Raw genomic sequence first — 12,651 nt, forward strand, 5'->3', positions numbered from 1 at the left:
ACGAGATTCGGTTCGTCGAAGGCAACTGACGCGGCGGCGGATCTATGGGAAACTTGCATCTACGAGATGTCCTTCGACTTCGGGTAATTGGTTCTGTGGTAAGTCCAATTTTCCCCGAAACGACGGGCATTTCGTGTTTAAAACGCCGGAGACAACCAAACCCTCATCGGTGGATCAAGGCTAAGGCCGTCTGCCAAAGAGTTTGACTATTTGCCTTGCCGAACCAACCAAATCCGTTGACTTGTGACCGCCGACACATAAAGCTGTAAGGGTGAAGCCCTACAGGCTTCACATCTCTGCTGGCACCCATCGCAACACATGGAATTCACTCACACCGGTCTCGGCCGTGCCAGCAGTGCTGCGGGGGGCTAGGAATGGACTCAAGCGGTATGGCCTTGACTGATCCTGACTAAGGAGAAGCATGAGCAAGTCATACCGCCGGGGCTCGGGGAAGGCTGTGTTGGCATCGCTGACCGGTCTCGTCCTAGCTTCCAGCATGTGGGCGCCTGCTTCGGCTGTCGAAGCGCCGGATGGCGCTCCCACAGCTGAAGGCCTGCAAGTCCAACCTTCAGCCGATTTGAAGATCGCACCGAGATTTCGGGACACCGCCGGACAAGTCGCCGCTTACATCCAGTTCTCAGGCGAAGGTGCCTTCGAACAGACGCAGCCATTGTCGGTTGTCGCCGGTGATTCTGAGCCCATCCCTACTGCGGACCAGGTTCTTGGCATTCGCGCCGACATCCAGTCACAGGCAGATGAGGTTGCTGCCGAGGCGTCAGCCTCGCAGCTTTACACCACTACGAACACCATTCCCGGTGTGGCGATCCAAGGCGATGCCGAAGCCATCAGGGCTCTTGCCGCCCGCCCTGACGTGGTCAAGATCACTGGTATCGTACCCAAAACTCCGGGCAACAAGGGCGCGGATATTGACACCCGCTCGCTGAACGCGTGGACCGAGCGGGACGAAACCGGTGAAGGTGTCACCATCGCCGTTCTGGACACCGGCCTGGACTACACCCACGCGGGCTTTGGTGGCGACGGAGAGATCGCGACATTTGAAGCCGCAAGCGCTCCTGAGGCGAACCTGCCCACCACGCCGCCCAACGAAGATTGGTATGATCCCGCCAAGTACAAGGGCGGCTGGGACCTCGTAGGCGATAACTACAACGCAGCGTCCACCGAAGCCGCGGATCTCATCCCGCAGCCGGACGCCAACCCCATGGATTGCCAGAGCCACGGCTCCCACGTTGCCGGAACCTCGTCAGGATATGGCGTCAACGCTGACGGCACCACCTTCGACGGCGCATACAACCAACTGACAGCGGAGCAGGTCAACGAGATGAAAATCGGCCCGGGATCAGCTCCCGAGTCCGGCATCGTTGCACTACGCGTGTTTGGTTGCGAGGGCTCCAGTCTTGTTGTTGGACAGGCACTCGACCTGGTGCTCGATCCCAACCAGGACGGCGTTTTCGACGACGCGTCACAGGTTGTCAACATGTCCCTGGGCTCAAGTTTCCCAGCCTACGACGATCCTGAGAATGACATTGTGAACGCCCTGACTGGGTTGGGTGTCCTTTCCGTAGTCTCCGCCGGAAACGACGGCGATATCTACGACATCGGGGGCTCACCTGGCAGCGCCAAGTCAGCGCTGACCGTAGCTGCCAGCGTAGGTTCACAGATCACGCTTGATGCTGTTGAAGTGCTCGCACCTGAAGATGTTGCGGGTACGGCTGCTGGCCAATACAGCGTCAACTTTGATTACGCTTCCGCCGACCCTGCCGTGCTCACGGGTACGGTAGTGAAGCCAGGCGAGGGTCTGGACCCGTTCGGATGTGAGACCTACCCTGCAGGTACTTTCGACGGCCAATGGGTCTGGCTGGAGTGGGAAGTTTCCGGCAGTCCCTTGCCCTGCCCCTCCGGTGCACGGTTCAACAACGTTGAGCAGGCTGGTGGCGCAGGCGTTGTCCTGAACTCCCCGCGCGACATCTTCGATGCCGGAATCGCCGGAAACGCAACCATTCCCGGCGTCCAGTTCAACCGTGAGTTCTCCGAACGGCTGGATCCTGCAGCTGAGGCTGGCGAGTTGGATATTCGTCTCGATGCCGACCTTCAGGCCACCGCAACCGGGCTATCAAATGCGCTGGACACGCTGGCTGCCTTCTCCTCGCGTGGAGTCCACGGCTCGAACGGTGTAGTGAAGCCGGACGTTGCCGCACCTGGCGTATCGATTGGCTCCGTGCAGGTTGGAACCGGCGATGGAGCGTCCGTCAAGAGCGGTACCTCCATGGCGGCGCCCCACACCGCAGGCATCGCTGCCCTGGTGGTTGCCGCAACAGACTTCAACCCATACGAAGTCAAGAACATGATCATGAACACCGCAACAACCGATCTCTTGACGGCTGACGGCATAGAGTATGCACCCAATCGCGTCGGGTCAGGTCGCGTCGATGCCGTAGACGCACTGGATACGCCAGTGATCGCCTATGCTGCTGATGACCAGGCGCTGGGCTCAGTCAATTTCGGTGTAATGGAGCTCGGATCCGAGCCCGTAACCGAAGTTCGACAGATTACCGTTGAGAACAAGTCCGATGTTGTGAAGCGTTACACGGCTTCCTACCTTCAGGCATCCACGATGCCTGGTGTCGAAATCACTGTTGTCCCTCAGGTGCCCGTTGAGGGCGATCCTGATGCGTTCGACGTCTTCGGAAATGGAACAGCAACGCTGGACGTTACGCTGCAGATCGACGACCCAGCAGAACTTGCGAAAACCATCGATCCCGCAGCGGAAGTTATTCAACTAGGGGCACCTCGGCAGTTCCTTGCGGACGTTTCAGGGCGCATTCAGCTCGAAGGAGAGAACACGTTGCGCGTGCCTGTGTACTCGGCTCCGAAGCCAACCTCAGAAATGAGCGCTGGCCCCAGGATCGACTTCGCAGATGCGCAGACCATGGACACGCTGGTGACCCTTGAGGGACGAGGCCTGAGCCAAGGTGAAGGCGCTGCTAACTACACATCACTCGTGTCGCCACTCGTGCTGGGAACGGAAAGCCCTCGAGCCGATGAGCGTCCGTTGGAGTCCCTGTATTCGCTGGACCTGCGCACTGTAGGTGCGGCGTCAACCGTGCCTGCGGTGATCGCCGCTGGCGATGATCCCTCAAGCGCAGAGACTCCAGGGTTGCTGAACATTGGTATCAGCACGTGGCAGAACTGGCCTCAACTGGCAGGAAACAACTCGGTAGAGGTTGAATTCGATACCGATGGCGACGGCGCAGCTGACTTCGTGGGCTTCACCGGCCGCGCCGACGGTCTTGACCTGATCATCTTCGACGTCTATGCACTCGATGCCGAAGGACAGCTCGTGGAGGACGAGGATGGTGTGCCGGTGCTGCTCGCGCAGACCTACGGAAACGGCGTCTTTGGCGACGTGGACACAAACACCTTCGACACGAATGTGATTACCTTCCCGTTCCCCGCCGCAGCGTTGGGTCTCGATCTGACGGCATCAGCACCGATCAGCTACAGGGTCTCGACCTTCAGCGCGTTCAATGTTGACCCTGACGGCGAGTCGCTTGGACCGGTGGACCAGACCGATTGGATTGGCTTCAACGTCACCGAACCGGCTCTATGGTTCACGGGCGAAACCCCCGCCACATCGTTCCTCGACGTGGACGGTGCAACGATTGAAGTTAACCGGGAACGTGGCATCACGGAGGCGAACGCTGTCTTCCTGCATCACCACAACGCCACCGACACCAAGGATGAAATTGTTCCCATCCAGGTTGACCTTCTGCGTTTCCCCGATGTGCCGGGCAACCTGCATGAGGATGCGATCAATTGGCTGGCTGACGAGGGTCTCACCACGGGCTACCCGGATGGCACCTACCGCCCGCTGGCCTCGATCAACCGCGATGCGATGGCGGCGTTCCTTTACCGTCTCGCAGGCGAGCCGGCCTTCTCCGCGCCAACGGTTTCTCCGTTCACGGACGTGCCGACTACCGATCTCTTCTACAAGGAGATCACCTGGATGGAGTCGGTAGGGCTTACGGAAGGCTACGAGGAGGATGACGGAACATTCACGTATCGCCGCCTATCCCCGGTCAACCGTGATGCGATGGCTGCCTTCATGAACAGGTTCTCGGGCCTGTACTGCAACATCGCTGACGCCGAGGAATACGTTGCACCGCAGGAGCCTCCGTTCCCGGACGTACCGGTAGATGACCTCTTCCACCGCGAAATTTCCTGGATGGCGGAGAACGAAATCACCACCGGCTGGCCCGACGGTGAGTACAAGCGTCTGCAGCCAGTGGCCCGTGATGCCATGGCAGCATTCATCGAGCGCCTTGACACCTATGTCGAGGAGAACGGCGGCTGCAACCCGTAAGGGTAAGCAATAGCCAATAGAAAGTGGCGGTCACCCGGAAACGGGCGGCCGCCACTTTCGTCTTACATGCGACGCTACCCGGCCTTCTCGGCCAGCCTCGCGCGATACGCCGCCACCGCAGCCCGGTTCCCGCAACCGGATTCGCAGAACCGCCGGGACCGGTTTTTCGACAGATCCACCAGTACGTTCCCGCAGTCCGGCGACGCGCAGGTCCGCACCCGACTCAGCTCCTTGCTCCGCACCAGATCGACGAAGGCCATTGCCGCCTCGACTGCCATGCGCGCCGAAAGCGGAGCCTCCCGCGGCACTGCATGGATGTGATAATCCCAGGAATCGTGACGGACCAACTGCGGCAGGGCGCTGAACTCACGCAGCAGCGCGTTCACCGCCTCGACCACCGCGTCCTCGCTCCCACCCCAGAGCGCCCGCAGGCGGGGGCGCAAATGACGGACGGCGTCGAGCTCTGCGTAGTCGAGCGCCAGGTTGCCGGTCCAGTTCCAGTCGCGGGCAAACCGGACCAGCGAGTCAACGTCGGGGAGCTGTTCGCCGTCCTCGGTATTCACGAGCGCGGCGGCGCTCCGCAGCCCCTCTTCGGTGTCATTGGCAAAAAGCATGGTGGCTCCTGTCAGTCTCGCTCCAGACTAGCCCGAGTGCGCCTGCAGGAAGGAGTACACCTCGGTCTCGTCCACGCCCGGAAATGCGCCCGGCGGCATGGCAGCGAGCAGGTGAGAGTGCGCACGCGCGCTGGGCCAGGCGTAGCCTGACCACTCGCCGGCCAACGACGACGGCGGCAGCTTGCAACATGATTCCTCCGGACAGCGGGACTCACCACGGATGGAGGTATCGCGTCCGCGAAACCATTTCACGTGCGCATACGGCACGCCGACGCTGAGGGAGAACTCGCCGGCAGCGGCCCGCTCGGTGCGGGCGGTACACCAGTAGGTGCCGCTCGGCGTATCGGTGTATTGGCTGTAGGCGGAGAAGCGGTCCGGAACATCGAACACCACCCGGGAGGTCCACTTCCTGCAGGAGGGCTGACCCTCAATGGCGCCGGTGTGGTCCTGCGGAAAGGTTACGCCGTCGTTCTCGTAGGCCTTATAGATGATCCCGCTCTGGTGGGTCTTCTGAAAATGGGTGGGGATGCCGAGGTGTTGGGTTGCGAGGTTGGTGAACCGGTGGGCCGCGGTCTCGTAGGAGACGGCAAACGCATCCCGAACGTCCTCGACCGCGATCTCCTTGGCTGACTTAGCCGCCTGGAGGAAATCGACCGTGGCTTTCTCGGGCAGCAGGAGCGCCGCCGCAAAGTAGTTGGTAGCCACCCGCTGCCTCAGGAACTCACGATAATTCTCGGGTGTTTCATGCTGCAGCACGTAGTGGCCAAGGGCCTGGAGCAGGACGGACCGCGGGTCGTGGTCCGTCCGCTGCGACTGTGTGAGGTAGATGCGCCGATTCTTCAGATCCGTCACTGAACGGGTGGAATGCGGCAGGTCCCCCACATGGTGCAGCGTAAAGCCGAGGTGCGCAGCGATGTCGGCGATGAGGTGCTGCGAGAGCGGGCCGCTGGTATGTCCGACGGACGCAAGGACCTTCTGCGCCTCCGCCTCGATATCCGTGAAATAGTTGTTCTGCCGCCGCATGAGGCCGCGGAGTTCGGCGTTGGCACGGCGGGCCTCCTCGGGCGTTGCGACCTGCTCATTCAACCGGCGTTCGAGCTCCGCCTGCAACCCCACCAGCGCCTCCAGCGCCTCCATCGGTAGCCGCGCCGACGTGCGGACCTTCGGCAGGCCGAGTGACTCGTACAGCGGGCCGCGTTGCGCGCGTTCCAGCGAAATCTCAAGCGCAGCGCGCCGGCTGGGCGGTTCCGCACCGAGCAGCTGGTCGATGCTCACCCCGAGCGCCTTCGCGAGCGACTGCAGCATGCCCAGCCGGGGTTCACGCTTGCCGTTCTCCATCAGCGAGAGCTGGGAAGGCGCAGTCCCGACGACGGCGCCCAGCTCCTCCAGCGTCATGCGCCGGCTCTTGCGGAGGTGCCGCAGGCGACGGCCAAGGCTGATCGCGTCCTCACCTTCGGCGACTGACTCGGTTTCGGGCTGCCGGGTGCGATTCCAGCTGGAAGTCGTCATTTCTTGACCATACGCGAAGAAACGCGTTTCTTTCCAGAGGTTTGCTCTAGTTGAAGGGTTGAAGGATGCTGAATCGTTGATTTCGCCACGTAATTACCGCAGAGGCATAGACGCCTCCCGGAAGGAGAAACGCAATGACGCAGGAAGCCGGAACCCCAGGCAGCAACACCCGCACCGAAGCAGTGCGCGAACTCGAGCTTGAGTGGGCAGCTGATCCGCGCTGGGAAGGGATCCAGCGTGATTACTCGGCTGCCGACGTCGTACGCCTTCGCGGAAGTGTTCAGGAGGAACACACGCTTGCCCGCCGTGGCGCACAAAAGCTGTGGCAGCAGCTCACCACCCAGGCGCAGACTGGCGAGTACACCCACGCACTCGGTGCGCTGACCGGCAACCAGGCTGTGCAGCAGGTGAAGGCGGGGCTGAAAGCAATCTACCTGTCCGGCTGGCAGGTTGCCGCTGACGCCAATCTTTCCGGCCAGACGTATCCCGACCAGTCGCTCTACCCGGCCAACTCGGTTCCGCAGGTGGTGCGGCGTATCAACAACGCGCTTCAGCGTGCGGACCACATCGAGTGGGCGGAAGGGACTCAGTCAGTCGAAGACTGGCTCGTGCCTATCGTCGCGGACGCCGAGGCCGGTTTCGGCGGCCCGCTCAACGCGTTCGAGCTCATGAAGTCGATGATCGCCGCCGGTGCTTCGGGCGTGCACTGGGAAGACCAGCTGGCGTCCGAGAAGAAGTGCGGGCACCTTGGCGGCAAGGTCCTGATTCCCACGCAGCAGCATGTCCGCACGCTGAACGCGGCGAGGCTGGCGGCCGACGTCGCCGGCGTGCCGTCGGTCATCGTGGCACGGACTGACGCGGAAGCGGCGACACTTCTCACGTCCGACGTCGATGAGCGGGACCGTCCGTTCCTTACCGGAGGACGCACACCGGAAGGGTTCTACGAGGTCCGCAACGGCATCGAGCCGTGCATTGCCCGGGCACACGCATACGCTCCTTACGCCGATCTGATCTGGATGGAGACCGGCACCCCGGACCTTGGTCTGGCCAGGCGCTTCGCGGAATCCGTCAAGGCCGAGTTCCCGGACCAGATGCTCGCCTACAACTGCTCGCCGTCCTTCAACTGGCGCAAGCACCTCGACGACGCGACCATCGCCAAATTCCAGCGTGAGCTCGGCGCCATGGGATTCACCTTCCAGTTCATTACCCTCGCCGGATTCCATGCGCTGAACTACTCGATGTTCGACCTCGCCCACGGCTACGCGACCGAAGGCATGAGCGCCTACGTGGAGCTTCAGGAGAAGGAATTCGCCTCCGAAGCACGCGGCTACACCGCAACGCGCCACCAGCGCGAGGTCGGCACCGGCTACTTCGACCAGGTAGCAAGCGCCCTCAACCCCACGGGCAGCACCCTCGCCCTCGCCGGCTCCACCGAGACCCAGCAGTTCTCCTAACCCCTCCCCTTGAGTTGGCAGGACACACCCCTTATCGGCACCCATTCGGGGCGTGTCCTGCCAACTCGACGCAAGCTTTTGAAGGAGCACCTTCCATGAACATCACCAGCCTCAACGGCATCACACTGACCGCACCACCTGTCCCCCGCGAGGACGAAATCCTTACCCCCGAAGCGCTGAACTTCCTCCGCGAGCTCCACGCCTTCGCGGAGCCCCGCCGCCAGGAGTTGCTCCAGCGCCGCCGGGAAGCCCGCAACCGGATCGCGCGCGGGGAGGACCCGCGGTTCCTGGCGCACACCGCACATATAAGGAACGACGGCGGCTGGCGGGTCGCGCCGCCGGCTCCCGGTCTGGAGGACCGCCGGGTCGAAATCACCGGACCGGTGGACCGCAAGATGACGGTCAACGCCCTGAACTCCGGGGCAAACGTCTGGCTGGCAGACCTTGAAGATTCGCTGACCCCCACCTGGCCCAACGTCATCAATGGACAACTCAACCTGCACGACGCGCTGCGACGCCGCATCGACTTCACCACCGAAGAGGGCAAGGAGTATCGGCTTGGCGAGAAGCTGCCCACCGTCGTCGTGCGTCCGCGGGGCTGGCACCTGCCGGAACAGCACCTGCTGGTCGACGGCGAACCGATCTCGGGCAGCATCGTGGACTTCGGCCTCTACTTCTTCCATAACGCCCACAGGCTCATAGACTCCGGCCGCGGACCCTACTTCTACCTGCCGAAGCTTGAGAACCACCTCGAAGCCCGGCTGTGGAACGACATCTTCATCCGCTCCCAGCAGCTGCTCGGCATCCCCCGCGGCACCATCCGCGCCACAGTTCTCATCGAGACCATCACCGCCGCCTTCGAGATGGAGGAAATTCTCTACGAACTGCGCGAACACTCTTCCGGCCTGAACGCCGGCCGGTGGGACTACATCTTCTCGCTGATCAAGAACTTCCGTCTCCGTGGCCCCCGGTTTGTCCTGCCTGACCGAACCATGGTCACCATGACCGCTCCGTTCATGCGCGCCTACACCGAACAGCTGGTGCGCGCGTGCCATCGACGCGGTGCCCATGCCATCGGCGGCCCGGCCGCATTCGTTCCCAGCCGACGGGATGACGCCATCAACGCCATCGCCCGCGAGCAAGCCCGCACCGAAAAGTCGCGTGAGGTCGGCGACGGTTTCGACGGCGCCTGGGTGGCACACCCTGATCTGGTTCCGGTGGCCCGTGCCGTGTTCGACGTGGTGCTAGGCGACCGTCCTCACCAGTTGGAGCGCCAGCGCACGGACGTAGTGCCCGATGACCGCGCCCTCATCAACCTCACCGGCACGCAGGGGCTCATCACGGAAGCGGGCATCCGGACCAACCTGACGGTAGGCGTCCGCTATCTTGAGACCTGGCTGCGCGGCCACGGCGCGGTGACGCTCAAGAACCTGATGGAGGACGCCGCCACCGCGGAAATCTCCCGTTCGCAGATCTGGCAGTGGATTCGCGTTCAAGCGGTAACCGACACGGGTGAGATCATCACCCGCGAGTGGGTGGAACAGCTGTTGGACGACGAGTTCGAGCGGCTGCCCCGCTTCGATGATGATCGCTATGACGACGCACGGAGGCTCTTCGAGGAAGTGGCCCTCCGCGAGGACTTCCCCGAATTCCTCACCCTCCCCGCCTACACCCGGCACCTCTGCGCCGGGCAGCGTCCGGTTCTGGCTCTGCAGCGCTAGCTCCTCCCATTGAATTGGCAGGACACGCCCCTAATGCGCGCGCAAAAGGGGTGTGTCTTGCCAACTCAACGTGGACTTCTGGGACGGGAATAGCGCGCCGCGCCCCTTCCGTTGGAACAGGTATGCACATTGAAATCTGGTCTGACGTCAAATGCCCCTGGTGCTTTGTGGGCAAGCGCCGCTTCGAAAAAGCCCTTGCCGAGTTCCCGCACAAGGAGAGCGTTGAAGTGACCTGGAAGAGCTTCCAGCTCGACCCGAACCTTCCCGAGCACTACGACGGCACCGAACAGCAGTACCTCTCCGAACGCAAGGGAATCGCTCCCGAGCAGGTCCGCCAGATGTGGAACCAGCTCACCTCATCAGCGGCGGACGTCGGCGTGAAGTTCGACTTTGACGCCGTGGTTGTCGGCAACAGCTTCCCCGCCCACCGGTTCCTGCACCTCGCGAAGTCGCTCGATAAAGGCAACGAAGCGAAGGAAGCCATCCTCTCGGCGCACTTCGAGCAGGGTCTGAACACCTCCGATACCGACGTGCTCGTGAAGCTGGGCAACAACCTCGGCATCGATGAGCAGTCGGTTCGGGACACCATGGCCAGCGATCGCTTCGCAGACGACGTACGAAGAGACATCAACGAGGCACAGACCCTCGGTGTCAGCGGCGTCCCGTTCTTCGTGATTGACCGGAAGTACGGCATCTCCGGCGCGCAGCCCGTCGAGCTCTTCCGCCAGGCGCTGGATCAGGCGTGGCAGGAAGCCCATCCGCTGATCCCCGTGTCCACGTCCCCCGACGGCGAGGTCTGCGGACCGGACGGCTGCTAGCAAGCCGGCCGCGCGTCGTCGTCGTTTTCTGCGGTTCCGTTCCTACGGAGCAGCCGACGACGGCGCGGGCGTGGGGCTCGCTGTGGACGGCAGTTCGCACACCAGCCCGCCCGGTTCGGCGTTAATTTCTTCGGCCGGCACCAGCGCCTCATACTCGGAGCCGAGAACCACGTCCACGGTGGCGTCCGGGCGCTCGTCTTCGACATAGACGGTTCCGGGGATGGTCCGCTGGAGGGTGAAAGCCTGGGCGTACCCGGCCGGCCCTGAAACGACGATTGCCGTCATGTTGGTCTGCGCGACCGACCGGTTCCCGATGGCACTTACGGTGTAGCCGCGCTCTTCGAGTGCAGCCGAAGCGTTGCCCGCGAGGCCGGCGATGCTGGTGCTGTTGAGCACGTTCACGGTGATGGTGGCCGGGTCAACGAGGTTGAACGGCCCGGCCGGGCACGCACTCACCGGGCTGGGCGATGGTTCGCTGGCCGTCAGCTGGATGTCACCGCGTGCGAGGGCAAGCGCAAAGAGCACGGCCGCGGTCAGCAGTGCGAGGAGCAGCACCAGAACCACACCGTGGCGAAGCCTGCGCATATAGATGTGCGGGCGTTCCACATTGCCGTCGTCGGCGAAAACCGTTTCGAGATCGTTTTCGGTGACAATGCGGTGACCGTGCCACTCGATCGGGTTCTTCTTCGACCGGATCGGCTTGCGTTTACCGGTCCTAGCCATCGATGACCAGGACACGTGCGTGCAGGATGGTGCGCTGATGGAGTGCGGTACGCACGGCCCGGTGCAGCCCATCTTCGAGATAGAGGGTGTTCTTCCACTGGACCACATGTGGGAAGAGGTCACCGAAGAAAGTGGAATCTTCTGCCAGTAGCGCCTCGAGGTCGAGGGTGGTTTTGGTGGTCACGAGTTCGTCCAGCCGGACCTGGCGCGGGGCTACGCCGGCCCAGTCCTTGGGCGTCACGTGTCCATGGTCGGGGTAGGGGCGTCCATCGCTCACTGCTTTGAAGATCACCAACACAGCCTAGGCAAGATCACGTCGCAATGGAATGTGACGCTCTGGTGGCGCTTCCGTCGTCGCCAAAGAGTTACCGGCGAAACTCCGTCAGGTGGCGTCGATCGGGATGGTGCGTGTTGCGATCACAGCGCCCGTAATCCAGTCCTCCCAGTCGACGCGCAGGTAGTACCTGCCCGGTGTCGGCGGATGGAGCAGCATGTCGTACCGTTCAGCCGCACCGTACGCCAGCCTGCTTGTCATCAACGGGTACCCGGAGTCCTGGCAGCTGGGCGACGGCGCTCCCGGTACGGAGGTGTCCCGGAACGGACGTCCGTCATGGGAGATCAGCTCCGCAATCTTTGCTTCCGCCCCTGTGGCATCGGTGATGGTCACCATATTGGGTAGGTAGTTGGCATTCACCGTCCTCAGCAGCGTCGGCTTGCGGGTGCCGCCCGCAACGTTGGCGCGCAGGCTGGAAAGGCTCCACACCCGTTCCCTGCCTGCCGGACGCCGTGCCAGTTCACCGCCCAGCAGGTAGAAATGCCGAGGTTCGAACCGGTTGAGACCGGCGTCGTCCCCGGAGAGTCCGTCTGCGTGGTTCATCTCATGCCAGCGAGGATCCACACAGTAGGGAGCGAACAGCGCCTCTGTCTCAATGTCATACTCCGGTCCGTCCACAAAAGCACGGCGAGCGCCAGGGCTCACGGGGTAGTCCGGGTGCACTACCGGATCGATCACCAGCGGCCCGAACATTCCCATCTGGACGTGGAGCGGCGTATTGACGTGGCAGTGATAGAAGTACGTCCCCGCAGCGCCGTAGTTGGGATCGCCGGGACGGCCCGCTTCGGGCTGCATCTGATAGGTGTATTGCCCGTCCACTTCGAAAGATGTGTGGCCCACCCCGTCGTTCCGCGGATCAGGTTCCATGCCATGCCAATGGATGGTGTGGGGGCCTTTGCTCGGGTGCACTGTGGCATGAAAGACCCTCCCCTCCTGGACCCGCAACGTTGGCCCGGGGAAACCCCGCTCGTACCGTTCGTCCTCGAAGCTCCACATCTCGAACTCGGCGCCGTCGTCCATCACGAGGTCCCGGCTATGGACATCGAACTCGACGGAGATAGCAGCCGCCTGGAGGAACTCCGTCACCGGGTCCTCCA

Annotated in this window: 9 protein-coding genes; 4 read left to right on the plus strand and 5 right to left on the minus strand. The window is 62.7% G+C overall.

The window, feature by feature from the left end; genetic code table 11:
- Window positions 1–421: 421 nt before the first annotated feature.
- Window positions 422–4,381 carry a S8 family serine peptidase gene (locus Q0877_RS05885; RefSeq protein WP_299166448.1) on the plus strand — a complete coding sequence of 1,320 codons (3,960 nt, stop codon included), beginning with the start codon at window positions 422–424 and terminating at the stop codon, window positions 4,379–4,381.
- A gap of 74 nt (window positions 4,382–4,455) precedes the next feature.
- Here Q0877_RS05885 and Q0877_RS05890 read toward each other — a convergent pair whose 3' ends face one another.
- Together Q0877_RS05890 and Q0877_RS05895 are read right to left on the minus strand one after the other, a co-directional pair.
- Entirely contained in the window at window positions 4,456–4,995 is a 540-nt protein-coding gene (locus Q0877_RS05890) for a CGNR zinc finger domain-containing protein (RefSeq protein WP_299166449.1), read from the minus strand.
- Between the two features lie 27 nt (window positions 4,996–5,022).
- Window positions 5,023–6,504 (minus strand): helix-turn-helix transcriptional regulator, encoded by a 1,482-nt coding sequence (locus Q0877_RS05895; protein WP_299166450.1) that lies wholly within the window; start codon window positions 6,502–6,504, stop codon window positions 5,023–5,025.
- 134 nt (window positions 6,505–6,638) lie between these two features.
- Here Q0877_RS05895 and aceA point away from each other — a divergent pair, with 134 nt between their 5' ends.
- The 3 genes from aceA (at window position 6,639) to Q0877_RS05910 (ending at window position 10,497) form a co-directional block, all read left to right on the plus strand.
- Entirely contained in the window at window positions 6,639–7,958 is a 1,320-nt protein-coding gene (gene aceA, locus Q0877_RS05900; protein WP_299166451.1) for an isocitrate lyase, read from the plus strand.
- Between the two features lie 95 nt (window positions 7,959–8,053).
- Entirely contained in the window at window positions 8,054–9,679 is a 1,626-nt protein-coding gene (aceB, locus tag Q0877_RS05905; protein ID WP_299166452.1) for a malate synthase A, read from the plus strand.
- Window positions 9,680–9,801: 122 nt separating this feature from the next.
- Window positions 9,802–10,497 (plus strand): DsbA family protein, encoded by a 696-nt coding sequence (locus Q0877_RS05910; RefSeq protein ID WP_299166453.1) that lies wholly within the window; start codon window positions 9,802–9,804, stop codon window positions 10,495–10,497.
- A gap of 42 nt (window positions 10,498–10,539) precedes the next feature.
- On the opposite strand, the gene Q0877_RS05915 is transcribed toward Q0877_RS05910, so the two are convergent.
- The 3 genes from Q0877_RS05915 to Q0877_RS05925 all read right to left on the minus strand — a co-directional run bounded on the left by Q0877_RS05915 (window position 10,540) and on the right by Q0877_RS05925 (window position 12,640).
- Window positions 10,540–11,220 carry a LytR C-terminal domain-containing protein gene (locus Q0877_RS05915; RefSeq protein ID WP_299166454.1) on the minus strand — a complete coding sequence of 227 codons (681 nt, stop codon included), beginning with the start codon at window positions 11,218–11,220 and terminating at the stop codon, window positions 10,540–10,542.
- Window positions 11,213–11,512, minus strand: a complete 300-nt coding sequence (locus tag Q0877_RS05920; protein WP_299166455.1) for a type II toxin-antitoxin system VapB family antitoxin — start codon at window positions 11,510–11,512, stop codon at window positions 11,213–11,215. Before Q0877_RS05920 ends, Q0877_RS05915 begins: the two co-directional genes overlap by 8 nt.
- 90 nt (window positions 11,513–11,602) lie before the next feature.
- Window positions 11,603–12,640 carry a multicopper oxidase domain-containing protein gene (locus Q0877_RS05925; protein ID WP_299166456.1) on the minus strand — a complete coding sequence of 346 codons (1,038 nt, stop codon included), beginning with the start codon at window positions 12,638–12,640 and terminating at the stop codon, window positions 11,603–11,605.
- Window positions 12,641–12,651: the final 11 nt, after the last annotated feature.

This window comes from uncultured Arthrobacter sp. (assembly GCF_947495145.1).
Classification (GTDB): domain Bacteria; phylum Actinomycetota; class Actinomycetes; order Actinomycetales; family Micrococcaceae; genus Arthrobacter_D.